General features: G+C 73.5%; 21 protein-coding genes and 1 pseudogene. 10 read left to right on the plus strand and 12 right to left on the minus strand.

The features are described 5' to 3' along the window. Positions 1 to 21: 21 nt before the first annotated feature. Entirely contained in the window at positions 22 to 384 is a 363-nt protein-coding gene (locus AC067A_RS15670; protein WP_478619908.1) for a MerR family transcriptional regulator, read from the plus strand. A gap of 162 nt (positions 385 to 546) precedes the next feature. On the opposite strand, the gene AC067A_RS15675 is transcribed toward AC067A_RS15670, so the two are convergent. Next, positions 547 to 1,197, minus strand: coding sequence for a winged helix-turn-helix transcriptional regulator (locus tag AC067A_RS15675; protein WP_478619911.1), 651 nt, complete (start codon positions 1,195 to 1,197; stop codon positions 547 to 549). A gap of 91 nt (positions 1,198 to 1,288) precedes the next feature. On the opposite strand from AC067A_RS15675, the gene AC067A_RS15680 reads away from it, so the two are divergent. The 3 genes from AC067A_RS15680 to AC067A_RS15690 all read left to right on the plus strand — a co-directional run bounded on the left by AC067A_RS15680 (position 1,289) and on the right by AC067A_RS15690 (position 3,743). Further along, entirely contained in the window at positions 1,289 to 2,500 is a 1,212-nt protein-coding gene (locus tag AC067A_RS15680) for a pyridoxal phosphate-dependent aminotransferase (RefSeq protein WP_478619914.1), read from the plus strand. Between the two features lie 69 nt (positions 2,501 to 2,569). Beyond that, a complete protein-coding gene (locus AC067A_RS15685) occupies positions 2,570 to 3,028 on the plus strand; it encodes a hypothetical protein (protein WP_478619917.1) in 459 nt (152 codons plus the stop codon). Positions 3,029 to 3,053: 25 nt separating this feature from the next. After that, positions 3,054 to 3,743, plus strand: a complete 690-nt coding sequence (locus AC067A_RS15690; protein WP_478619920.1) for a DUF2293 domain-containing protein — start codon at positions 3,054 to 3,056, stop codon at positions 3,741 to 3,743. A 47-nt stretch (positions 3,744 to 3,790) separates the two neighbouring features. Here AC067A_RS15690 and AC067A_RS15695 read toward each other — a convergent pair whose 3' ends face one another. From AC067A_RS15695 to AC067A_RS15705, 3 genes are all read right to left on the minus strand, one after another. After that, positions 3,791 to 4,573 (minus strand): chaplin, encoded by a 783-nt coding sequence (locus tag AC067A_RS15695; protein WP_478619923.1) that lies wholly within the window; start codon positions 4,571 to 4,573, stop codon positions 3,791 to 3,793. A gap of 128 nt (positions 4,574 to 4,701) precedes the next feature. Next, positions 4,702 to 5,973, minus strand: coding sequence for an SWIM zinc finger family protein (locus AC067A_RS15700; protein WP_478619926.1), 1,272 nt, complete (start codon positions 5,971 to 5,973; stop codon positions 4,702 to 4,704). Beyond that, the gene (locus AC067A_RS15705; protein ID WP_478620432.1) at positions 5,970 to 8,792 is read right to left on the minus strand and encodes a DEAD/DEAH box helicase; all 2,823 of its coding nucleotides are present in this window, start codon (positions 8,790 to 8,792) and stop codon (positions 5,970 to 5,972) included. The genes AC067A_RS15700 and AC067A_RS15705 overlap by 4 nt, the downstream gene beginning before the upstream one ends. 187 nt (positions 8,793 to 8,979) lie before the next feature. On the opposite strand from AC067A_RS15705, the gene AC067A_RS15710 reads away from it, so the two are divergent. Then, positions 8,980 to 9,312: a hypothetical protein gene (locus AC067A_RS15710; protein ID WP_478619929.1), complete on the plus strand. Its 333-nt coding sequence runs from the start codon at positions 8,980 to 8,982 to the stop codon at positions 9,310 to 9,312. A gap of 120 nt (positions 9,313 to 9,432) precedes the next feature. Next, complete coding sequence (locus tag AC067A_RS15715; RefSeq protein ID WP_478619932.1) at positions 9,433 to 9,702, plus strand: DUF6343 family protein; 270 nt, start codon at positions 9,433 to 9,435, stop codon at positions 9,700 to 9,702. A gap of 13 nt (positions 9,703 to 9,715) precedes the next feature. On the opposite strand, the gene AC067A_RS15720 is transcribed toward AC067A_RS15715, so the two are convergent. The 3 genes from AC067A_RS15720 to AC067A_RS15730 form a co-directional block, all read right to left on the minus strand. After that, positions 9,716 to 10,084 (minus strand): tetratricopeptide repeat protein, encoded by a 369-nt coding sequence (locus tag AC067A_RS15720; RefSeq protein WP_478619935.1) that lies wholly within the window; start codon positions 10,082 to 10,084, stop codon positions 9,716 to 9,718. 203 nt (positions 10,085 to 10,287) lie between these two features. Continuing rightward, positions 10,288 to 10,902 (minus strand): dephospho-CoA kinase, encoded by a 615-nt coding sequence (gene coaE / locus AC067A_RS15725; RefSeq protein ID WP_478619938.1) that lies wholly within the window; start codon positions 10,900 to 10,902, stop codon positions 10,288 to 10,290. 200 nt (positions 10,903 to 11,102) lie between these two features. Beyond that, complete coding sequence (locus AC067A_RS15730; protein WP_478619941.1) at positions 11,103 to 12,041, minus strand: PAC2 family protein; 939 nt, start codon at positions 12,039 to 12,041, stop codon at positions 11,103 to 11,105. Positions 12,042 to 12,273: 232 nt separating this feature from the next. On the opposite strand from AC067A_RS15730, the gene AC067A_RS15735 reads away from it, so the two are divergent. Then, positions 12,274 to 13,221: a right-handed parallel beta-helix repeat-containing protein gene (locus AC067A_RS15735; protein ID WP_478619944.1), complete on the plus strand. Its 948-nt coding sequence runs from the start codon at positions 12,274 to 12,276 to the stop codon at positions 13,219 to 13,221. A gap of 145 nt (positions 13,222 to 13,366) precedes the next feature. On the opposite strand, the gene rpsA is transcribed toward AC067A_RS15735, so the two are convergent. Then, positions 13,367 to 14,878 carry a 30S ribosomal protein S1 gene (rpsA, locus tag AC067A_RS15740; RefSeq protein WP_478619947.1) on the minus strand — a complete coding sequence of 504 codons (1,512 nt, stop codon included), beginning with the start codon at positions 14,876 to 14,878 and terminating at the stop codon, positions 13,367 to 13,369. A gap of 346 nt (positions 14,879 to 15,224) precedes the next feature. On the opposite strand from rpsA, the gene AC067A_RS15745 reads away from it, so the two are divergent. Together AC067A_RS15745 and hrpB are read left to right on the plus strand one after the other, a co-directional pair. Then, entirely contained in the window at positions 15,225 to 16,055 is an 831-nt protein-coding gene (locus AC067A_RS15745; RefSeq protein WP_478619950.1) for a class I SAM-dependent methyltransferase, read from the plus strand. A 68-nt stretch (positions 16,056 to 16,123) separates the two neighbouring features. Continuing rightward, positions 16,124 to 18,688, plus strand: a complete 2,565-nt coding sequence (gene hrpB, locus AC067A_RS15750; protein ID WP_478619954.1) for an ATP-dependent helicase HrpB — start codon at positions 16,124 to 16,126, stop codon at positions 18,686 to 18,688. On the opposite strand, the gene pgfA is transcribed toward hrpB, so the two are convergent. The 3 genes from pgfA to AC067A_RS15765 form a co-directional block, all read right to left on the minus strand. Continuing rightward, positions 18,672 to 19,658 (minus strand): cell envelope lipid trafficking protein PgfA, encoded by a 987-nt coding sequence (gene pgfA, locus AC067A_RS15755; protein WP_478619957.1) that lies wholly within the window; start codon positions 19,656 to 19,658, stop codon positions 18,672 to 18,674. The genes hrpB and pgfA overlap by 17 nt on opposite strands. 11 nt (positions 19,659 to 19,669) lie before the next feature. Beyond that, a complete protein-coding gene (locus tag AC067A_RS15760) occupies positions 19,670 to 19,810 on the minus strand; it encodes an SPW_0924 family protein (protein WP_478619960.1) in 141 nt (46 codons plus the stop codon). A 157-nt stretch (positions 19,811 to 19,967) separates the two neighbouring features. Next, entirely contained in the window at positions 19,968 to 21,719 is a 1,752-nt protein-coding gene (locus tag AC067A_RS15765) for a lytic transglycosylase domain-containing protein (RefSeq protein WP_478619963.1), read from the minus strand. A 63-nt stretch (positions 21,720 to 21,782) separates the two neighbouring features. Between AC067A_RS15765 and AC067A_RS15770 the strand changes: the two are divergent. Continuing rightward, a pseudogene (locus tag AC067A_RS15770) lies at positions 21,783 to 22,694 on the plus strand (DUF4184 family protein); the annotation flags it as partial. A 1-nt stretch (position 22,695) separates the two neighbouring features. Here the strand turns inward: AC067A_RS15770 and AC067A_RS15775 are convergent. Continuing rightward, entirely contained in the window at positions 22,696 to 23,895 is a 1,200-nt protein-coding gene (locus tag AC067A_RS15775; protein ID WP_478619966.1) for a serine hydrolase, read from the minus strand. Positions 23,896 to 24,086 lie beyond the last annotated feature (191 nt).

The raw sequence follows: 24,086 nt of genomic DNA on the forward strand, positions 1-24,086 counted from the left end.
CTGCGCGAGGAGGTGGCGCCCTTGCGCATCGGTGAACTGGCCCGCCGGACGGGGGTGTCGGCCCGCGCCCTGCGCCATTACGAGTCGGCGGGGCTGATCACGTCGACCCGTGCGGCCAACGGCTACCGGGTGTACGGGGAGGGCGCCGTCGCACGGGTGACGAACATCCGGTACCTCCTCGTCGCCGGGCTGACCCTGGACGACGTGTCCGCCTTCCGCTCCTGCCTCGACGGGGACGTCTCGGCGGCTCCGCCGTCCGCGCGCGGCCTGGAGATCGCCCGTGAGCGACTGGCCGTGCTCGACGCCCGCATCGCGGCGCAGACGGCGGCGCGCGACCGCCTCGCGCAGGCCCTGGCGGCGGCACCGGCGGCAACGCGCCCCTGAAGGCACCCCGGCCTTCTCCGCCCGACCGCTCCCCGACCGCTCCCGGCGCGGGCGCGTCACGGGCCGGGCCCCCGGGCCGGGCCCCGGCGCGAGGCCTCCCCGTCCGGTCTCAGCGCGGGCGCGCCACGGGCCGGGCCCAGCGCGAGCGCACCCCGTCCGCTCTCAGCACGTGCGCGTCCCCGCGGCCGACGTGGTCCGTTCCAGGCCGGCGTGCCCCGACGCGAGGGCCTCGGCGAGGGTCGTGTCGCCGCAGGCCAGGGCCCGGAGGGTCGCCGTGTCGGTCCTGAGCCGGGCGTCGGGACGTTCGGCGGCGCCGTCGCCGTATACGCCGTCACCGTGGGCCGCGCTGCCGTCGGCCGCGATGCGGACGTGGAACTCGCCTTCGTCCAGCGTCACTTGGACGACGCCCTCGCCGAGCTCGGCGAGGACCCCGAGCAGCGGGACGGCGTACCAGTGCGCGCGGACGGCGTCGGTCGGCCGCGGCTCGCCGAGGTCCGGTGCCCCCCAGGCGGCGAGTGCGCGCAGGACGGGCAGCAGGTCCCTGCCACGGGGGGTGAGTTCGTAGACGTACGCCGAGGCGGGCGGGGGCAGCCGGCGCCGGGTGACGAGTCCGGCGGCCTCCATGTCCTTGAGGCGGCCGGCGAGCATGTCGGTGCTGACGCCGGGCAGGTCGGCGTGGAGGTCGGTGTAGCGGCGCGGCCCGGCGAGGAGTTCGCGGACGACGAGCAGGGTCCAGCGGTCGCCGACGAGGTCGAGGGCGCGCGCGGCGGCGCAGTGCTGGTCGTAGCTGCGGCGGCGTTGCTGACGTGGCATGCGACGCAGTCTAGACATGTTGTTGGACTTTCCAAGCTCGAACTTGGTAAAACCAAGCAACACTGATTCCGGGGACCTGGGGAGGTCGGACATGGAGTTCCGGCAGTCGAGCAAGCTGAACGAGGTCTGCTACGAGATCCGCGGCCCGGTGATCGAGCAGGCCAACGCCCTGGAGGAGGCGGGCCACAGCGTCCTGCGCCTCAACACGGGCAACCCGGCGCTCTTCGGCTTCGAGGCGCCCGAGGAGATCGTCCAGGACATGATCCGGATGCTCCCCAAGGCCCACGGCTACACGGACTCCCGCGGCATCCTCTCCGCCCGCCGCGCGGTCGCCCAGCGCTATCAGTCCATGGGCCTGCCGGACGTGGACGTCGACGACGTCTTCCTCGGCAACGGCGTGTCCGAGCTGATCTCGATGGCCGTCCAGGCCCTCCTGGAGGACGGCGACGAGGTCCTCGTACCCGCCCCGGACTACCCGCTGTGGACGGCGGTGGTCACCCTCGCGGGCGGCAGGCCCGTGCACTACCTGTGCGACGAGGCCGCCGACTGGTATCCGGACCTCGACGACATGGCGTCGAGGATCACCGACCGCACCAAGGCCATCGTCGTCATCAACCCCAACAACCCCACGGGCGCCGTCTACCCCAAGGAGGTCCTGGAAGGGATCTTCGAACTCGCCCGGCGCCACGGCCTGATGGTCTTCGCCGACGAGATCTACGACCGGATCGTCTACGACGACGCCGTCCACCACCCCGCCGCCACCCTCGCCCCCGACCTGGTCGTCCTCACCTTCGGCGGCCTCTCCAAGACCTACCGGGTGGCCGGCTTCCGCTCCGGCTGGCTGGTCGTCAGCGGCCCCAGGCAGCACGCCAGGAACTACCTGGAGGGCCTCACCATGCTGGCCTCCATGCGGCTCTGCCCCAACGCCCCCGCCCAGTACGCCATCCAGGCCGCGCTCGGCGGCCGGCAGTCGATCCACGAACTGACGGCGCCGGGGGGCAGGCTGCGCGAGCAGCGCGACCGCGCCTGGGAGAAGCTCAACGAGATCCCGGGCGTCTCCTGCGTGAAGCCGAAGGGGGCGCTGTACGCCTTCCCCCGCCTCGACCCCGCCGTGCACAGGATCCACGACGACGAGAAGTTCGTCCTCGACCTGCTGCTGCGGGAGAAGATCCAGGTCGTGCAGGGGACGGGCTTCAACTGGCCGCGCCCGGACCACTTCCGCATCCTGACCCTGCCGCACGCCGACGACCTGGACGCCGCGATCAGCCGCATCGGCCGCTTCCTGAGCAGCTACCGCCAGTGACGCCCCGCCCTCCCTGCTGTCATGATCTACGGGTCTGGAGGCCGAACGATTCGGGGAGGGCGGCCGGTCATGGATGCGGCACTGATAGCCGTGGCGGGAACCCTGTTGGGTGCCGTCTTCACCCACTGGTTCCAAGGGCGGGCCACCGAGCGCACGGCCGCGCTCGCCCGCACCGAACAACTGCGGCAGGAACGGATCGCGACCTACAGCGCCTTCGCGGGCGCGGTCGTCGACTACCGGCACAGCCAGAACGACCGCTGGTTCCGGGCGCTCCAACTGCCCGGATCGGAGGAGGCGGAGGAGTCCCGTCACGCCTCCTACCGGCAGCGCACCGCCGCCCGACAGGCACTCTTCCGCGTCCAGTTGGTGTGCGACGACCCGGAGGTCCGCCGGCTGGCCGAGGCGGCCTTCGTCGATTCCCACTGCATGCACGAGGCGGTGGACGAGGCCGACCGCGCCCGTCGCTCGGAGCGGGCGAAGGAAGCGCTGGCCGCGTTCATCGCCGCCGCCGCGCCCGGCGTCCGCTGAGGAAGCACCGGAGGGAGCACCGGCCATGGACCTCGTCGCACCCGTCGTCGTCGAACCGCTGAAACGCCGCCGCTGCTCGGAGTGCCGGCAGGGGCCGCTGGAGCGGATGATCGTCGAGTTCAACGCACCGGTCTGCCTGGACTGCGCCGACCTCGGGCACCTGGTCTTCCTCCGCCGGGGCGACACCGCGCTCACCCGGCGCGCCCGCGAGAACAGCGGCCTCTGGGCCGTGGTGGTACGGCACAACCGGCGCCGGACACGGTACGAGCGCCAGGGCCTGCTCGTCGAGGAGGCGGCGCTCGCCCGGGCGGAACTCGCCTGCCTGGCGGACGCCGAGGCGCGGGCCAGACGGCGGGCCCGGGACGCGGTGCGGCGCGCGGCACTCGACACCGAGATCACCGCGCTGCTCCAGGCCGAGATCCAGCGGCTCTTCCCGTCCTGCCCCGACGACCGGGTCACGGAGATCGCCGTCCACGCGTCGGCGAAGGGAAGCGGGCGGGTGGGCCGCACGGCCGCGGGCCGCTCGCTCGACCGCGGCGCCGTCACCGCCGCGGTGCGCGCTTCCGTACGCCATGTCGACACCCCGTACGACACCCTGTTGATGCAGGGGGTTCCCCGGCACCAGGCCCGGACGAGGGTCGCTCCCGCCATCGAGGCGGTGCTCCGGGCCTGGCGTCACGGCGTGGGGGACGCCAGCGGCCGGGGACGCGGCTGACGGCTCGGGCGCCGGCACGCGGCTGCCGGTCCGCGAGGGGCGGACCCTCAGGCCCCGTCTCCGGCGCGGCGCGCGCGACGGTACATCAGGGCGCCGCCGAGCAGCAGCGCGGCGCTGGCGGGGACGGCGTACCCGATGGCGTCCGAACCGGTGGCGGCCAGCGCGACCGAGCTCGTCTCACCCTGCGGCGCGGGGGCCGGGGGCGGGGTCTCGGTCTCGGCCTGCGGGACCGGCACGTTCCGGACGGGGGTCTGCGGGCGCGGCGTCGGGACCTCGATCGGCTGCTGGGGCTTGCCGGGGCCGTTGACCGCGGTGTTGCCGAAGGCCGGGTTGCCGATGCCGACCACGTTGACCGAGTTCCCGCTGAGGTTCACGGGCAGGTCGACGGGCAGCTGGAGGCCGTTCCCGGAGAGCACGCCGGGGGAACCCACCGCGCTGCTCTCGGCGTTGGCCCCGCCGCCGTTGGAGGCACCGCCCCCGCCGCCGTGGGAACCGCCGGCCTGCTCCCCGCCGCGCGGGGTGGCGGCCTCGTCCTTGTGGGAATGGCCGCCGCCGTTCTCGTCCGCGCCGTACCCGTCGGGCTCGGCGGAGCGGTTGGCACAGCGGTTGCCGAAGGCCGGGTTGAGCAGGCCGACGACGTTGACCGTGTTCCCGCAGGCGTTGACCGGCACGTGCACCGGCAGCTGAAGCGTGTTGCCGGAGCCGACGCCCGGCGAACCGACCGCGGCGCCCTGTGCGCCGGAGTCGGCGTGCGCCGCGCCCGCCGAGAGCGCGAGCGCCCCACCCGTGACCAACAGTGTGGCCAGACCACTTCGGCGAATCTGCCTCATGGCTTCCTGCCTTCCGGAGGTGTACACGGGCGAGTGCCCGTACCGGAATCAACGCGACAAACGGGTGCGCCGGATCCGGCCGTTGACGGGTTTCACTCCATCGAGTGGGATTCCGTTCGCGTGTCCGGTCATCGCCCCAGGAGGTCGGTGAGGGCACCGACCGGGTCCGGGTCGGGGGCGCCGCGCGGCCACCAGTCCTCGCGCCCGGCGTCCGACTCGTAGCCGTACCAGAGGCCGTCCCTGCCGAGGCGGAGCTGGAGGGATTCGGTGGAGAGCCGGTTGCGCCAGGGGCGGAAGGCGGGGAAGTCGGCGGCGATCAGCGCGGGTCTGGCGCGGTCGAACGGCCCGGCCGGAGGGTCCCACGGCTCCTCCAGGACGACGAGGCCGGCGGCGCCGCCCTGCCGCCAGGCGGCGACGGCGCGCGCCAGGTCCGTGGGCGTGCGGTCGAGGGCGTACGCCAGGTCGCGGTAGAGCGCGCGGGTCGAGGCGGTGAGCCCCGAACCGGGGTGCGCGGCGGCCAGCCGGACCGCGTCCTGCCAGGGGGTGAGCGCGGCGACCGGATCGTGGCCGGTGGCGAGGAAGACGTGGGCGCGGGCGGCGGCCTCGGTGGCGAGCAGGTCGAGGGCGAGCGGGTCGGGGGCGTGCGGGTCCGGCGGGAAGACGGCCGGCCGGCCGGGCCGGTCCGGGACCGGCAGTTCGGGAGGCAGCGGCGGGCTCCACGCACCGGGGGGCGTGGCGAGCGCGGTCCGGGCGAGGACCGTGGGCATCGGTGGCGCGGCCGCGGTGGTCTCGGCGGCGGAGCGGGCCGCGTTGCGCCGGGTGAGTTCGGCGAGGAGTTCCTGCTCCCCGCGGCCGCGCATCAGGAAGAGGACGAACGGGTCCTCGTCGAGGAGCCGGGCCGCCTGGTAGCAGAGCGCCGCGGCGTGCTTGCAGGGGTAGCCGTCGTCGGGGCAGGAGCAGTCGGGGACGAGGTCCCCCACCGCGGGCAGCAGTCCGGTGACCGCCTCCAGGGCGTGCGGCACGTCCTTGTCGAGCAGGGCGGCGATGTGGTCGGGCCGGGCGGTGGCCTCGTCGAGGAACCGCTCCCAGCCGTCGTCGCCGAGCGTGCGCATCCTGATCTCGGTGCGGTACGGGCGGGCCCGGCTGCCGTGGACGTAGGCGACGACCCGGCCGGGGGTGACCGTGATCGCGTCGACGTGCCCGCGTCCGGCGTACGCCTTGCCGCGGGCGAGGCGGGCCGCGTCGAGCGCGGTGTCCTCCAGGGCCTCGACCCAGGCGTTCCCCCACCAGGTCGCGGCGAACCGGCCGTCGGGCACGTCGCGGGGTGCGACCTGCGGGAAGCTGCGGCGGCGGTCGTCGTGGCGGGGGGCGGCTCCGCGCGCGCCCCGGGCGTGGTTCACGCGGGCCTCCTCAGGGACACCAGGTCGGCCAGCTCCCGGTCGGTGAGTTCGGTGAGGGCGGCCTCGCCGGAGCCGAGGACGGCGTCCGCCAGGGCACGCTTGGCGCGGAGCATCTCGGCGATGCGGTCCTCGACCGTGCCCTCGGCGACGAGCCGGTGCACCTGCACCGGCTGGGTCTGCCCGATGCGGTAGGCACGGTCGGTCGCCTGCTCCTCGACGGCCGGGTTCCACCAGCGGTCGTAGTGGACGACGTGCCCGGCCCGGGTGAGGTTGAGGCCCGTGCCCGCGGCCTTGAGGGAGAGCAGGAAGACGGGGATCTCCCCGGCCTGGAAGCGGTCGACCATCCGCTCCCGCTCGGCCACCGGGGTGCCGCCGTGCAGCAGTTGGGCGGGGATGCCGCGCGCGGCGAGGTGGTCGGAGAGGAGCCTCGCCATCGACACGTACTGGGTGAAGACGAGCACGGAGCCGTCCTCGGCGAGGATCGTGTCGAGGAGTTCGTCGAGCAGGGCGAGCTTCCCCGAGCGGCCGGCGAGCCGGGCCGTGCCGCTGCCGCGCGGGGCCTGTTCCTTGAGGTACTGGGCGGGGTGGTTGCAGATCTGCTTGAGCGAGGTCAGCAGCTTCATGACGAGGCCCCGGCGGGCCATGCCCTCGGCCGCCTCGATCCGCTCCATGGTCTCGCGGACGACCGCCTCGTACAGCGAGGCCTGTTCCCGGGTGAGGGAGACGGGGTGGTCGGACTCCGTCTTGGGCGGCAGCTCGGGAACGATGCCGGGGTCGGACTTGCGGCGGCGCAGCAGGAAGGGCCGCACCAACCGGGCGAGCCGCTCGACGGCCTCCTCGTGCTCGATCTCCTCGTGGTTCTCGACGGCCCTGGCGTGACGGGCCCGGAACGCCTTGAGCGGTCCGAGGAGTCCGGGGGTGGTCCAGTCGAGGAGCGCCCAGAGTTCGGAGAGGTTGTTCTCCACGGGGGTGCCGGTCAGGGCGACGCGTGCGGGGGCGGGGATCTCGCGCAGCGCCCTGGCCGTCGCGGAGAACGGGTTCTTGACGTGCTGCGCCTCGTCGGCGACGACCATTCCCCATTCCCGGGCGGCCAGTTCGGCGGCGCTGGTGCGCAGGGTGCCGTAGGTGGTGAGGACGAAGCCGCCCGCGGTGCCGGTCAGGTCGCGGTCGGCGCCGTGGAACCGGCGGACGGGCACGTCGGGGGCGAACTTCCGCACCTCCCGCTGCCAGTTGCCGAGCAGCGAGGCCGGGCAGACGACGAGGGTGGGGGCGCGGCGGGCGCGGCGCAGGTGGAGGGCGATGAGGGTGACGGTCTTGCCGAGGCCCATGTCGTCGGCGAGGCAGCCGCCGAGGCCGAGCGAGGTCATGAGGTCGAGCCAGGCGAGCCCGCGGAGCTGGTAGTCCCGCAGGGTGGCGGTGAGGCCGGGCGGGGCCTGCACGTCCTCGGGGCCGGCCAGCAGGCGGTCGCGGAGCGCGGCGAGCGCCCCGACCGGGACGGCGGGCACGGTCTCCCCGTCGACCTCGGCGGTGCCGGTGAGGGCGACGGACAGGGCGTCGACCGGTTCGAGCAGGCCCAGTTCCCGCTTGCGCGCCTTGCGGACGAGCGCGGGGTCGACGACGACCCACTGGTCGCGCAGCCGCACGATGGGCCGGTGCGACTCGGCCAGCAGGTCCATCTCGCGCTCGGTGAGCGGATCACCGTCGAGGGCGAGCTGCCAGTTGAACCGCAGGAGCTCCTCGCTGTCGAAGAAGCCGGTGCCGTCGGTCGCGGAGCCGGGCGCCGCGTGGGCCGGCCGGACGACGGCGGAGGCGCTCAGCGAGCGGGCGAGCTCGCGCGGCCAGTGGAGGGCGACCCCGGCGTCCGCGAGCCGGGCGGCGGCCGGGCCGAGGAGCTCGTACAGCTCGCTCTCGGTGACCGCGAGGACGTCGGGCACGTCCCGCTCCATGAGACGGGAGAGCGGGGGCCAGACACGGGCGGCCCGGCGCAGCGCCAGGACGGCGTCGATGCGGGCGCGGGGCCCGAAGTGCTCGCCGTCGCCCGCCCACAGGTCCGCGGCGTCGATGACGAGGGTGGGGTCGGCGAGGCTGTGGATCTGGAGGAGCGCGGCGGCCGCGTGCCGCTCGTCGCCGTCCCCGTCGGCCGCGACGTCGAAGAGTTCGTACCCCGAGAGGTCGAGACGGAGCGAGACGCGCACGCCCGCGTCCATCCCGGCCGCCGCCTCGGCCGCCCAGGCACGCGCGCGGGGCAGGCGCTGGGGCGCACGGGCCGCGAACGGCGCCCCGACCGCGTGGGCCGCGGCCGGGGTCCGGGGCAGGGTGTCGGCGACCGCGTCCAGGAAGGCGCGCACGAGGGCCTCGGGTTCGGGCAGTCGCAGCGCCCCGCGCCCCGGGACGGGCACGGCGTGCGCCTCGTACGGCAGGGCCGCGGCGACGGCCCGCAGATGCGCGATGTCCTCGGCGTCCAGGGGCCCGGCCCGCCAGGCGTCCAGGTCGTCCGCGGTGAGTCCGGGCAGCAGGCGGCCGCGGGCCGCCAGGTGCAGGGCGTGCAGGGCGGCGGCTCCCCAGCCGGCGGTCGCGGGGTGGGCCGCCGGATGGTGCCGGGCCGCGACGAGATGGGGCAGGGCGGTCTCGATCGGCAGGGTGACCGCGGGCACCGGACGCCCCGTCGCCCCGCCGCCGTGCCGCCGGGCCACGGTCAGCTCGACGCGCTCGGCACCGCTCCCCACGGGCTCGGGCAGTGTGCCCCCGTCGGGTGCCCAGAACGCGATCCGGCCCTCCCTGGGAAGGGCCGCCGGCAGGAACACGGCTGCGCTGGCCATCCAGGTGTGTGTCACGGCTCGGCCCTCCTCCCGGTGCACGTCGTGATCCCCCAGTGGACCTCCGACCTTACGGGTGGGGTCTGACAACGGCCGTCAGGTGGTTCCCCCGGCTGGCCCAGCAACGCATGACACCGGGCTCCGGGGGCGTCATGGTGGCCTGAAACGACACGACAGAAGAGGATCCGCCATGTCCGTTCGTCGGCGTCTCACGACCGCCACCGGGGCCGTGCTGCTCACTCTCGCCGTCGCCGGCTGCTCGGGCCTCGGCCGCAGCGCGGTGGGCACGCTCTCGTACGAGACGGAACGCGAGTTCCTGGTGACCGTGACCAGCCCCTCCGTGAAGGGCTGCCACCGGCTGGCGCCGGCCGGTGTGACCAAGGTCGAGAACAACACCCTGAACGACATCGTGCTCTACCCCACCCGGGACTGCCGGGGCCCGTCCACCTACCTGTCCACCAACACCAGCAACGAGATCGTGCCGGACACCCTGCCCTGGCGCAGCTACACCGTCGTGCACTAGGGAGCGTCCGGATCCCGGCGTCGTCTGCCCGGAAGCCCGCAAGAACGCCGTTCACATTCCCCCGCCGCGGGTACATGCTGGTGGTACCCCTCACAAACCCGTACGGGGGATGTGACCGTCATGCGGAGCGGCAACGAACCGGCCACCGCGCGCAGCGCACTGCGGCTGCGGTTCTGGCTGAGCGTGTGGGGGCTGCTGTGGGCGGCCTTCGGCACGACCGTGTTCTCCCTGCTCGGCCGTCCCGGCTGGGCGGCGGCCTGCGGCGTGCTGTTCCTGGTGGTGGCGGTCGACCTGGCGATGGTGCTGCACCGCATCCACCAGGGCTCGCACTGGCAGCCGGGCCGGAACATCCCGCCGTACGAACCCGATCACGGCGGCCCGCGGCGCTGACCCGGCGCCTCCCTCAGTTCCCGGTGTCGAAGTCCGCGGCCTGGAGGTACTCCGGCTTCGGGTCGAGAGCGGCGGCGAGCCGGAAGTGCCGGGTGGCCTGGGCGGTCTGGCCGGAGCGCTCGTAGGTGCGGGCCAGCGCGAAGTGGGCGAACGCGTTGTCGGGCTCCCGCTCCAGGACGAGTTCGAACTCCAGCTGCGCGGGTCGCAGCTGGGCGGCCGCGAAGAACGCCCTCGCGCGCAGCAGGCGCGCGGCCGTGTTCTCGGGGTGGGCGGCGATCACCGAGTCGAGGAGCTTGACGGCACCACGCGGGTCCCGGGCGGCCAGCAGGTGCTCGGCGGCGCGGAAGTCGATGACGTGCGTTTCCGGGTTGCTGTCGGCCACGATGGCATCCTTCCCCTCCATCCGGTGGTTGAACACCGGACGCCGCGACCGCATTCCGCCGACACGCCTCAGAGCCTGCCGTCGGGCACGACCCAAGAGGCCGCGAAGCCGGCCCGGCGGATCACGGCCGGAGAGCCGTGGTGCCGGCCCGGCTGATCAGAGCCGGAGAGCCGTGGGGCCGGCCGATCAGGGCCCGGCGGGCCCTAGCCGTTCTGGGCGGGAGCCGCGGCCCGGCGCTCCAGTTCGTCCCAGACCTTCCGGACCTGCGGCGCGAGCGCGTCGAGCGGTCCGTCGTTGTCGATCACCAGGTCGGCGACGGCGAGCCGCTGCTCCCGTGTGGCCTGGGCGGCCATCCGGGCCCGGGCCTCGGTCTCGGCCATGCCACGGAGGCGTACCAGCCGGTCGAGCTGGGTCTCCGGCGACGCGTCGACGACGACCACCAGGTCGTACAGCGGCGCGAGGCCGTTCTCGGTGAGCAGGGGCACGTCGTGGACGACGACGTCGTCGGCGCCCGCCCGGCCCTCCAGCTCCGCCGACCGGGCCCCCACCAGGGGGTGGACGATGGCGTTGAGGGTGGCGAGCCGGTCGGGGTCGGCGAACACGATGGACCCGAGCCTGGGCCGGTCGAGCGTCCCCTCCTCGGTGAGGATGCCCTCCCCGAAGGCCTCCACGACGGCCGCGAGGCCCGGGGTGCCGGGCTCGACGACCTCGCGGGCGATCCGGTCCGCGTCGATCAGCACGGCTCCGTACGAGACGAAAAGCCGTGACACCTCACTCTTGCCGGCGCCGATCCCGCCGGTCAGGCCCACCTTCAGCATGAGCGGCAGCTTAGGGCCTGCCCCGGGAGCGGCACGCCGCGGGCCCGTCCCACGGACAGCGACCGCCTTGTCCGACCCGTCGAACCGGCCCTGAAACGCCGGTCCCAGGAGTCGCAGGCCTCAGCGGTCGCAGGTCCCAGCGCTCACCGGCCCCAGGAGTCACAGGTCCCGGAAGTCGCAGGCCTCAGCGGTCGCCGGCCCTAGGAGTCGCCCTCCCGCTCGGCGAGGAAGCGCTCGAACTCGCGGCCCAGCTCGTCGGCCGACGGCAGGTCGACCGGCTCGGCGACCAGGCTGCCGCGCGTCTCGGCGCCGGCCACCGCGTCGTACTGGTGCTCAAGGCCCTGCACGAGCGCGACCAGCTCCTCGTCGCCCTCGCCGATCTGGCGGTCGATCTCGGTCTGGGTGCGGCGGGCCTCCGTCCGGAGGGAGTGGGCGACGCCGGGAAGGACGAGGCCCGTGGCGGCGGTGATGGCCTCGAGTGCGGTCAGGGCCGCGTCCGGGTACGGAGAGCGGGCGACGTAGTGCGGGACGTGCGCGGCGACACCGAGGGTGTCGTGTCCGGACTCGGTGAGCCGGTACTCGACGAGGGACTCGGCGCTGCCGGGGACCTGGGCCTCGTCGAACGGGCTGCGGTGGCCCGGCATGAGGTCGGTGCGGCTGCCGTGCGGGGTGAGTCCGACGGGGCGGGTGTGCGGGACGCCCATGGGGATGCCGTGGAAGTTCACGGAGAGGCGCACGCCGAGACGCTCGATGATCTGCCGGACGGCGGCCGCGAACCGCTCCCACTCCACGTCGGGCTCGGGACCCGAGAGGACGAGGAAGGGTGCGCCGGTGGCGTCCTGGACGAGACGGACCTCGATGGACGGCGTCTCGTACGCGGTCCAGCGGTCGCGCCGGAAGGTGAGCAGCGGTCGGCGCGCACGGTAGTCCACGAGCCGGTCGTGGTCGAAACGGGCCACCAGCTGGTGCGGAAGGGTGTCGAGCAGGCGGTCGATGATCTGCTCACCGGTCTCGCCCGCGTCGATGTAGCCGTCGAAGTGGTACAGCATGACCAGCCCGGCCGACTCCTGCGCCAGGGCGAGGTCGACGACGGCCAGGCCCTTCGCGTCCCATTCGTACAAATCCTGGGGATCAAGCACGATTACCGCTCCTCCTCGTGTTCTCTCTGGAAACGCCTTGCGCGGCACCCCCATTCCCGTGCGGGGCGATCTTCCGGCGGAGTTACGGCCGGGAGCGGCCCGGGCGGCCCACTGGTCCAGACCTTGACAGGGTCACGGCCCCTCCCTACCGTCTCGGGACAGCATCGCGTTCACGGCCCCGACCACTGTGCACATACAGGAACACCCCTGTTCCCGTCCGGAAGGCACCCCCATGCGCACCCGAACGCTGCTCCTCCCCCTGCTCCCGGCGCTCCTCGCCGTCCCCCTCGTCGGAACGCCCGCCGCGGCGGCCACCATCGAGGTCTCGACCGCCGCCCAGCTCAAGACGGCGCTCGCGGGCGCCCGTCCCGGCGACACGATCCACCTCGCGGACGGCACGTACACCGGCAACTTCAAGGCCACCGTCCCGGGCACCGCCACGGCCCGGATCATCCTGACCGGCTCCTCGCGCGCGGTGCTGACGGCCGGCGGCGGCTACGGACTGCACCTCGACGGCGCCTCGTACTGGGCGGTCGCGGGGATCACCGTGACCGGAGGGCAGAAGGGGATCATGGCGGACGCCGCGGACGGTGTGGTGATCGACGGGGTCACCGTGCACGACCTGGACATGGAGGGCGTGCACTTCCGCAACTCCAGCAGGAACGGCGTCCTGAGGAACTCCCGGATCTACGACACGGGGAACGACGGCCGGGGCATGGGCGAGGGGGTGTACGTCGGCACCGCCAACACCCTCACGGACCGCAGCGACAACGCGCAGATCCTGGACAACGTCATCGGTCCGGACGTCGGCGGCGAGAGCGTCGACATCAAGGAGGGCACCACCGGTGCGCGCATCGTCGGCAACACCTTCGACGGGCGCGGTCTGACCGGCGCCAACTACGACGACTCCTGGGTCGACGTGAAGGGCAACGACGTCCTCGTGGAGGGCAACACGGGCGTGAACACGACGAACAACGGCTTCGAGACCCACAGCCAGCAGAGCGGCTGGGGCTGCGGGACGGTCTTCCGGGACAACCACGCGAACCTGGCGGGCGCGACCGGTCCCCAGCGGCTCGCGATCAACGTCACCAACCGGAGCGGCACCTGCGGGACCACGGTGTACGCCTCGAACACGGTGACCGGCGGGTACGGCCTGACGAACATCGCCGTCACGCCCTGAAGCGGGGCGCGGGCCCGAGACCCGAGAGGGGGCCACGGGCCCGCTCAGGGAGAGGGGGCCGGGTTCCGGAAACGACCGAGGCCCGCTCCCCCGAAGGGAAGCGGGCCTCGTTTCGCTAGCGGCTAGCGCTCAGCGGAGAGCCTGTTCAGCTCTGGCCGCCGGCCAGCTTCTCGCGCAGGGCGGCGAGCGCCTCGTCCGACGCCAGGGCGCCGGAGTTGTCGTCCGACTCCGAGGAGTACGAACCACCCGAGATGCCCGCACCGGCGTTGCCGGCGGCCGGGGCGGCAGCACCCTCGGCAGCGGCGGCCTCGTCGGCCTCGCGGGACTTGATGACCTGAGCCTGGTGCTGCTCGAAGCGAGTCTGCGCCTCGGCGTACTGGGTCTCCCAGGCCTCGCGCTGGGTCTCGAAGCCCTCGAGCCAGTCGTTGGTCTCGGGGTCGAAGCCCTCGGGGTAGATGTAGTTGCCCTGGTCGTCGTAGGACGCGGCCATGCCGTACAGGGTCGGGTCGAACTCGACCGAGGCCGGGTCGGCACCGAAGGACTCGTTGGCCTGCTTCAGCGAGAGGCTGATGCGACGGCGCTCGAGGTCGATGTCGATGACCTTGACGAAGATCTCGTCGTTGACCTGGACGACCTGCTCCGGGATCTCCACGTGGCGCTCGGCCAGCTCGGAGATGTGGACCAGACCCTCGATGCCCTCGTCCACGCGGACGAACGCACCGAACGGAACCAGCTTGGTGACCTTACCCGGGACGACCTGGCCGATCTGGTGGGTCCGGGCGAACTGCTGCCACGGGTCCTCCTGCGTCGCCTTCAGCGACAGGGAGACACGCTCGCGGTCCATGTCGACGTCGAGGACCTCGACGGTGACCTCCTGGCCGACCTCGACAACCTCGGAGGGGTGGTCGATGTGCTTCCAGGACAGCTCGGAGACGTGCACGAGGCCGTCGACGCCACCCAGGTCCACGAAGGCACCGAAGTTGACGATCGAGGACACGACGCCGGAGCGGACCTGACCCTTCTGCAGGGTCGTGAGGAAGGTCTGGCGGACCTCGGACTGGGTCTGCTCGAGCCAGGCACGGCGGGACAGGACCACGTTGTTGCGGTTCTTGTCCAGCTCGATGATCTTCGCCTCGAGCTCCTTGCCCACGTAGGGCTGGAGGTCGCGGACGCGACGCATCTCGACGAGGGACGCCGGCAGGAAGCCACGGAGGCCGATGTCGAGGATGAGACCACCCTTGACGACCTCGATGACGGTACCGGTGACGATGCCGTCCTCTTCCTTGATCTTCTCGATGGTGCCCCAGGCGCGCTCGTACTGGGCACGCTTCTTCGAGAGGATCAGGCGGCCTTCCTTGTCCTCCTTCTGGAGAACCAGGGCCTCGATCTCGTCGCCGACCTTGACGACCTCGTTCGGGTCGACGTCGTGCTTGATCGAGAGCTCGCGGCTCGGGATGACACCTTCGGTCTTGTAACCGATGTCGAGCAGGACCTCGTCCCGGTCGACCTTCACGATGACGCCGTCGACGATGTCGCCGTCGTTGAAGTACTTGATCGTCTCGTCGATCGCGGCGAGGAAGGCTTCCTCGTTACCGATGTCGTTGACCGCAACCTGCGGGGTGGTGCTGGTGGCGGTGGTCTCGGTGCTGCTCGTCATGTGGGAAAGGGCTCCGGTTACGGACAGAAAGTCGTAGGTACTGCTACGCCGAGAGCCCGTATCGCACCAAGAAGCCGGACAGCCAATGAGGCACCCTTCCCGCGGACGGGGGGAAGCCTCGAGAACCGAGGGGACATACAACAGGTACGAGCGCGGCCTGCTCCGTCTGAGGCGCGCAGGCCCGCAGCGCAACCTTTAGCATACGGGGACGGCCGGACAGGGTCAATGCGCGAAGCGCGCACCCTGGGCAGATCACCACAATTCCGGCACTACTCATGCCTCCCACGCCGCATCGGCGGGATCCGCCGCACCGCGGCACTGAGCGCAAACTACATCGGCGGGCGAGATGAACCAAGAGTACGAACACGAAGACGCGGTCGAGGACGAGGCGGAGGCGACCCGGCGTGACGCGGGGGAAGCGGAGAGCAGCCGCGCGAGTCGCGGCTGGTGGGACCGGAACGCCGACGAGTACCAGAGCGACCACGGTTCCTTCCTCGGCGACGACCGGTTCGTGTGGGGTCCCGAGGGGCTCGACGAGGCCGATGCGGGCCTGCTGGGGCCCGCCGCCTCACTGAAGGGCCTCGACGTCCTGGAGATCGGCGCGGGCGCGGCGCAGTGCTCGCGGTGGCTCGCGGCGCAGGGTGCGCGGCCGGTCGCGCTCGACCTCTCGCACCGGCAGCTCCAGCACGCGCTGCGGATCGGCGGGGACGTGCCGCTGGTGGAGGCCGACGCCGGGGTGCTCCCCTTCCGGGACGGCTCCTTCGACCTGGCGTGCTCGGCGTACGGCGCGGTGCCGTTCGTGGCCGATCCGGTGCGGGTCTTCCGCGAGGTGCGGCGGGTGCTGCGGCCGGGCGGGCGCTGGGTGTTCTCGGTGACGCACCCGATCCGCTGGGCCTTCCCGGACGAGCCGGGGCCGGAGGGCCTGTCGGTGGCGGCCTCCTACTTCGACCGGACGCCGTACGTCGAGCAGGACGAGCGGGGCCGGGCCGTGTACGTGGAGCACCACCGGACGATCGGGGACCGGGTGCGGGACGTGGTGGCCGGCGGGTTCCGGCTGGTGGACCTGGTCGAGCCGGAGTGGCCGGCGTGGAACGGCCAGGAGTGGGGCGGGTGGTCCCCGCTGCGGGGGAACCTGATCCCGGGGACGGCGATCTTCGTCTGCGAACGCCAGGATTAGTCCTATTGACAGGTGGGTCCTGTGGACGGCCGGACCCACCTCTTCTCGGCGCGTACGAGACTGAGTGCGTGATCCGAAACGACGCACTCGACCTGCTTCCCGTCCGCCATGCCGTCCCCGAGCTGCTGACCGCGCTCGCGGAGCGCGGCACGGCGGTGCTCCACGCGCCGCCCGGCACCGGCAAGACCACGCTGGTGCCGCTCGCGCTCGCGGGGCTCACAGGGGACGGACCGGAGCGGCGGGTGCTGGTGGCCGAGCCGCGCCGGATGGCGGTGCGCGCGGCGGCCCGGCGGATGGCCTGGCTGCTCGGCGAGGAGGTCGGCGGGACCGTCGGCTTCTCGGTGCGCGGTGAGCGCCGGGTGGGGCCCTCGACCCGGGTCGAGGTGGTGACCACGGGTCTCCTGCTCCAGCGGCTGCAACGCGACCCCGAGCTGGCGGGCGTGGACGTGGTGCTGCTCGACGAGTGCCACGAGCGGCACCTGGACGCCGACACGGCCCTGGCCTTCCTGGTGGACGTGCGCGCGGCCCTGCGGCCGGAGCTGAAGCTGATCGCGGCCTCGGCGACGAGCGACGCGGAGGCGTGGGCGGAGCTCCTCACGGTCGTGGACGGCAGCGGGCCCGCGCCGATCGTCCGGAGCGAGGGCGAGGGGCACGGATACGCGGTCCGGTTCGCGGCTCCCCCCGCCGGGATCCGGCCCGCGCACGGCACCTGGGTGGACCCGGCGCTGCTGCGCCATGTGGCGGCGACGGTCCGGCTGGCGATGGAGCGGCACGAGGGGGACGTCCTCTGCTTCCTTCCCGGCACGGGGGAGATCGCGCGGACGGCGGGGCTGCTCGCCGGTCTCGACGCGGAGGTGCTCCAGCTGCACGGCCGGGCGCCGGCGGCGGTGCAGGACGCGGTCCTGCGGGGTGCCGGGCCGGGCGGGCGACGGCGGGTGGTGCTGTCGACCTCGGTGGCGGAGTCGAGCCTGACGGTGCCCGGTGTGCGGATCGTCGTGGACTCGGGGCTCGCGCGGGAGCCCCGGATGGACCACGCGCGGGGGCTGGAGTCGCTGGCAACGGTGCCGGTGTCGGTCGCTGCGGCGGCCCAGCGGTCAGGCCGCTCGATGCGTGAGGCCTTCGGCACCGTCTACCGGTGCTGGGCGGAGGCCGAGGACGGCAGCCGGGCGCGCTTTCCCTCCCCCGAGATCAGGATCGCCGACCTCTCGGACTTCGCCCTGCGGGTCGCGTGCTGGGGCGATCCGACGGCGGAGGGGCTCGCCCTGCTCGACGCGCCGCCCGTCGGCGCGATGGCGGCGGCCCGTTCCGTGCTGGCGGCGGTGGGCGCGGTGGACGAGGACGGCCGCGCGACCGAGCGTGGCGGGCGGCTGGCGCGGCTCGGGCTCCACCCCCGGCTGGGGCGGGCTCTCCTGGACGGCGCCGCCGAGGTGGGTGTCCGGCGGGCGGCGGAGGTGGTGGCACTGCTGAGCGAGGAGCCTCCCCGGGAGTACGGGGACGATCTGACGGCGGCGTGGCGGTCGGCGCGGCGGGGCGGGGACGGGTACGCGGCCCGGTGGAAGGCGGAGGCGCGGCGCCTGGAGCGTTCGGCCGGCGAGGTGGCCGAACCGGCGGGAAGCCGGGGAAAGGCAGGGCCCGGCGCGCGGGCAGGCGGTGAGGACGCCGTGGCCGGGTTGGTGACGGCGCTGGCCTTTCCGGAGCGGGTGGCGAGGGCCCGGGAGCAGGGCGGCTATCTGATGGTGTCGGGCAGCGGGGCCCGGCTCTCCGAGGGTTCGGGGCTGCGGTCCACCCCCTGGCTGGCCGTGGCGGTGGCGGACCGTACGGCGCGGGACGCCACGGCACGGGTGCGGCTGGCGGCCGTGGTCGACGAGGGCACGGCCCGTTGGGCGGCGGGGCATCTACGGGCCACGGGCGAGGAGGTCTATTGGGAGGGCGGCGACGTGGTGGCGCGCTCGGTGGACCGGCTGGGCGCGGTCGAGCTGACCGTGCGGCCCCTGGGGTCCGGGGCCGGGCCCGCTCTCGTGCGGGAGGCACTGCTCGACGGGTTGCGGCGGGAGGGGCTCGGCTTGCTGCGGTGGAGCCGAGACGCCTCGGAGCTGCGCGAGCGGCTCGCGTTCCTGCACGGGGAGCTGGGCGCGCCCTGGCCCGACGTGGCGGACGGGGCGTTGGTCGACCGTGCCGAGGAGTGGCTGGAGCCCGAGCTGTCCCGGGCCGCGCGCCGGGCCGATCTGGGGAGGATCGACGCCGGGCAGGCCCTGCGGCGGCTGCTGCCCTGGGCGACGGGCGAGGCGGGCCGGCTGGACGAGCTCGCGCCGGAGCGGATCGAGGTGCCGAGCGGTTCGCGGATACGGGTCGAGTACGGGGACGGGCGGCCGGTGCTCTCGGTGAAGCTCCAGGAGATGTTCGGTCTGGCCGAGACGCCCCGGGTGGCGGGCGTGCCGGTCCTGGTCCATCTGCTCTCCCCCGCCGGACGGCCGGCGGCCGTGACCGCGGACCTGGCGTCGTTCTGGCGGGACGGCTACCGCGCGGTGCGGGCGGAGCTGCGGGGGCGGTACCCGAAGCACCCGTGGCCGGAGGACCCGTCGCGGGCGGAGCCGACCCGGCACACGAGCGCGCGGCTCAGACGGGAGGGGTGACCGGGGTGGCGGCCGGGGCTCCCGGCGCCGACCGGCGGGACCGGGCCTCCAGCCAGAGGGAGAGGGCGAGGAGGGCGAGGGCGAGGATCGTGAGACTCCAGGGGCCGTAGGAGACGAGCATCAGCACCGAGAGGCGGTTGGCGGAGACCAGTTCGCCGACGCTCTGGAGGTAGTCCTCGCGCATCTTCACGTGGCCCTCGAAGACGGTGAGGGTGTCCCGGCCCATCAGCGCCCGGGCGTTGCGGAGCTCCTCCTTGTGGATCTCCTCGCCGTTGACGGGGGCGCCGGTGACCGGTTCGATCCAGAACATGCGCTTGGTCGTGTACCAGCGGGTGAGGCCGGAGTCGGCGAGGACCTCGGGGGTGATGCCCTTGACCGGCATGGACTTGGGCATGGGCACCTTGGTCCAGGGGACGGTCTGCTCGAAGTAGTAGACCTCCATGCCGCGGAAGGTGCGGGTGCCCTTGTAGTGGATGGGGGCCGCGGTGCGGGTCTGGGCGTCGAAGTACTGGTAGTCCCGCTTCTCGGTCAGGAAGGGGAACTTGAACTCGATGCCCTCGCGCCGGACCGGGTCGCCGTCGACCGTCTCGCCGGTGGCGTGGACGGGGGCCTGGGTGTGGGCGTCGAAGATGTACCGCTCGGGGACCTGGGAGACCATCTTGCCGTCGGGGCCCGTGACGTAGGCGAGGGCGTCCCAGACGACGACGTCGCGTCCTGCGTCGCGTTCGATGCGCCGGGACTCCTCCACGTTGCCCTTGAGGGTCTGGATGATCGTGATCTTCTCGACCTTCTCGGCCCGCAGGGTGGAGTAGTTGAGGAGGGTCGCGGGCCGGGCCTCGAGGACGGTCTCCTGGTACTGGTTCGGCGGGATCTTCGCCAGGCGGGGGAAGGCGTACCAGCGCAGGAAGGGGGCCATCGCGGCGCAGAAGACGGCGAGGGCGAGCAGGACGAGGCCGGCCGGGCGGCGCACGGTCGCCCCCTCTACTTCTTGGGGCCGGGGTCGGCGGTCAGCAGGGGCTTGGGCGAGGTGGGGCCGTCGGGCGGCAGTTCGACGAGGGACACGAGGAGGACGAGCAGGAGGACTGGGGCGAGTCCGATGGCGGCGGCGACGAGGGCACGCATGGTCGGCCTCCCGGGTTGCGATCTGATGCATCGTCAGGGCGGGGGCACCGTAGCAACGCGACCGCGAGATGAGAACACGTTGCACCCGGGTGACGCGGAGCGCCGCCCCGCCGTCCGGTGGGGACGACGGGGCGGCGCGGAGGAGAACGCCGGCGGGTCAGGCCGTGGGAGAGGAGGTGGGAGACGGAGTGGCCTCGGTCGATCCGCTCTCGGAGGGCGACGGCTCCGGCGTCGGCGGCGCCTGGACCGTGAGCTCGACGAAGACCTCGCCGCCACCGGGCGTGGTCAGCCGGAGGAAGAAGGTGCCCGCCTTGTCGCCCGCCAGCAGGGTGTCGGGGGCGATGGTGAGCAGTCCGTCGACCCCGGTCGTGAGGGTGACCGTGCGGACGGTCTCGTCCTCCTGCTTGAAGTACGGGCCCTCGGTGCTCTCCCGGGGGTCCGTGTCAGAGGTGACGATCGTCGCGGTGACGGCCACACCGGGGGCGAGGGCGCCCTTGTCGGTGGCCTTCACCTGGATCTGCTGGGTGAAGGCGGTGCCGGTGGCGGCCGTCGGGACCCCCTCGCCGACTCGGGTGAGGGTGTCCGCCTGGCGCTCGGTGACGGTCGCGGCGAAGTCGGCCGCGGCCAGGGCCCGGCCCACGACGGTGGCGCGCACGGTGAAGGTGCCCGTCTGCGCACCGGCCCGGAGGTGGGGAGAGGAGGCCAGGCCGGCCGAGCCCGTGGTGACGGTGACGGCCGTCGCGCCGCCCGTGAAGCGGGCGTCGGTGGTCCCGGCGATCTCGAACCGGACGCCGACTCCCGCGACCGGCTTGCCCGCGGCGTCGAGCGCCACGACCCGGGGGGCTCCCGTGAAGTCGCTGCGGGTGGTCGTGGTCAGCCGGCCGTTGGCCACGATCGTGAGGCGTACGACCTTGGCGGCGGGCGTGACGGTGGGCGGGGTGACCGGGGGCTTGGTCGGGGTGACCGGCGCGGGACTCGTCACCGGCGGCTTCGGCTTCGGCGTGACCGGCGCCGGGGTCGTCGGCGCGGGCGAGGACGGTACGAAGGGGCGGTTGCCCCGACCCGGGTCGTCGCTGCGGTCGACCGGGAGCGTTCCCGTGCCGTCCGGGATCTGGTGGGTGCCGCGCTGGTAGTACGTGACCCAGGACATGACCAGGTTCAGGTACTCGGTCGAGTGGTTGTAGCTGAGGATCGCCCGGTCGAGGTCGGCCTTGAGCGCGAGGTTCCGGTCGTTCGCGCAGAGGTAGAGACCGGCGGCCTGCGCGGCGTCGTAGATGTTGTTCGGGTCCTTCTTGCCGTCGCTGTTGGCGTCCTGACCCCAGGTCGCCCAGGTCGACGGGATGAACTGCATCGGCCCGACGGCGCGGTCGTGGACCCTGTCGCCGTCGTAGGCGCCGTCGTCGGTGTCGGAGATGTTCGCGAAGCCGACGCCGTTGAGCACGGGGCCGAGGATCGGGGAGAGCGTCGTGCCGTTGGCGTCGACGCGACCGCCGCGCGCCTGGCCGGACTCGACCTTGCCGATACCGGCGAGCAGCTGCCAGGGCAGGTTGCAGCCGGGGGTGGTCGAACGTATCGACTGCTCGGCGCGCTTGTACGCGGCGAGGACGGACGCGGGTATGCCGGCCTCGGCCGGGCCGGTGATCACCGGCAGGTTGGCGCTCGCGCCGGGCTTGTTCGGCGTGTTCAGCGGCGGCAGTTCGGTGTAGTACGGGGAATTGCCGGTCGCGGAGCCGTCGCCCTTCGGCGGCACCGTGTCACCGGCTCCGATCGCGCGGTCCCCACCGGTGTTGTCCGCGGGCGGCTGAACGACCTCCGGCGCCTGCGAGGCCGCGAGCGCGGCGACAGCCGCGGCCATCACCACACCGCTGGTGGCCCCCTTGCGCAGTCGATGGCCGATGTGCGCTGCCATACCCGTGGTCCCCTCCCCGTCGACTCCGTCCCACGCTCCCCGCGCGTGACCTCTGGCGACCCTATGCCAACTCCCGACCGCCGGACACCGGCGTCTGACCGGGTTTCACGGTTTCGTCACCTCTGCGCCCCCTTACGAACAGCCGCCTTTCGATCCGGGGCGGCCTCGGGCGGGAACCGACCGACGCCCGGGATCCCTCTTGCACTGCGGCCGCTCCTGCTCTCCGGCCGTCACCACCGGAACCGAGGGGACCTCCCGTTGCCGTTCACGCTGAGTCATGCCGCTGCCGTGCTGCCCGGACTGCGTCGGAACGGGACCGCGCGCGGCCCCCTGGTCGCGTCCGCGCTCGTGGCGGGCTCCTTCGCCCCCGACATGACCTACTTCGCCGCCACCGCGGTCCCGGAGGCGATGGACCTCGGCGACGTCACCCACTCCCCGGTCGGGATCGTCACGGCCGACGTGCTCATCACCGCCGTGCTCGTGGGTCTCTGGCTGACCGTCCGGGAACCGCTCGTGGCGCTGCTGCCCGCCCGGTGGCGCGGGCCGGTGTACGGACTGGTCCGGGGCCGCCCCTGGCGGGACCGGCAGGCGGCGGCGCTCACCGGCTGGTTCTTCCTCTCCGCGGTGATCGGCTCGACGACCCACGTGGTGTGGGACTCCTTCACCCACCTGGACCGCTGGGGCACCCGGGCCATCCCCTTCCTCGGTGAGATCGTGGCCGGGTTCCCCGTCTACCTCTACGCGCAGTACGGGGGTTCGGCGCTGGCGCTCGGCCTGCTGGGCTGGTTCACGGCGCGGGCGCTGCGCTCCGCCGGTCCCGGTGCGGAGTTGCCGGCCCGTGTGCCCATCCCGAACCGGAACGGGTGGCTCGTCGCGATCGGTCTGATCGGCTGCTGCGTCCTCGCGGGCGTCGTCCACCGGGTGGTGCGCTGGGCGGCGTTCTGGGGCTGGGACCGCATCGAGACGCCCCTGGACATCATCCCGACGGCCTGTTTCGGGGCCGGCGCGGGGCTCGCCGTCGGGCTCGTGCTGTACGGGACGGTGGCGCGGCTGCGGGGAGGGACACCTGCTCCCTCGACGGAGGGCCGGGCCGCGGCCACGACGGTCCCGACGCCGGAAGAGGATGCTGGGGAACGGGTACCTGGGGAAGGGGCCCCTGGGGAAGGGGTCTCTGGGGAAGGGGTCTCTGGGGAAGGGGTCTCTGGGGAGACGGCCCCGGGTGGAGGGCACTCGGCGCCTCGCTCGGAACGCTCCCGTCAGGGATCTCGCTGATCTTCTCGGGCGGGGTGAAGCCACGGGCGGCCGTGCCGGCCGCGAGCCTGCGGTGCACGGCGAGCGCGATCCCCTCCAGGGTGCGGACGCCGTACCGCATGGTGGGGTTGTCGTGGCTCAGGAGGGCGATCCGGTAGTCGATCGCCGGGGCGTCCTCGCCCTTGGCCGCGACGGCCGGGCGGACGATGCCGACGCTGTGGACGCGCCAGCCGTGGGTGGTGCGGGGCAGCCAGCCGTTCTTGAGGTGGACCTTGACCGTGCGGGGCGCTCCCGCGGTGACGCCCCAGGCCTGGTCACGGACGACCTGGCCCATCAGGGTCAGTGCCTCGGTACGGCGGGAGACCGCGGCGAGCATGGCCAGTTGGTCCCGGGCGGTGGTCCGGGTGAGACCCCAGTAACGGTCGTGACCGAGGACGGTGTCCTGGGCTCCGGCCTCGCGCAGCACCCGGTTCAGCCGGGCGCGGGACAGGCCCTGCCAGAGGTCACTGGCCGCGGTGTTGTCGGAACGCGTGATCATCGCCTTCATCCGCCGGGCCTCCATGCGGGTGGGCGCCCGGCCGAGCTCCTCGGCGCGGCCGAGGACGGCCTGCATGATCAGCACCTTGGCGATGCTGGCGGAGTCGTACGCCCGGGTGTCGCCGAGCCGGCAGCGCAGTCCGCGCCGGACGTCGTGCACCGCGACGGAGACGGTGCCGTCGCGCTCCTTCAGCGCCGCCGCGATGTCCTGGGAGAGCCGGGCGGCGAGGGTGGGTTCGCGGGACGACGTGCAGAGCGCCGGGGCCCGGTGGGGGCGGGGGGCCTCGGCGGACCGGGCGATGCCGGGGGCGCCGGGGGTGACGGAGGCGCCGAGGAGGGTGCCGAGGAGGGCCCAGGTGCGGAGGCGGGGGCGGCGGCGCGTGATCATGCTCCCCAGTGTCGGGAGCGGGGGCGTGGGGGCGCGCCCCGGCTGGTCCACCTGGCGGCACGCGGCGACCTGCGGTGCGGGGGCCGGTGCCGGGCCCGTTGGTGCGGGGTGCGCTGATGCGGGATCCCCTTGGTGCGGATTCGCTGTCGTGCCGCGACCTCCGGTGCGGGGGCCGGTGCCGGGCCCGTTGG

The organism is Streptomyces sp. NPDC043176, assembly GCF_056436715.1.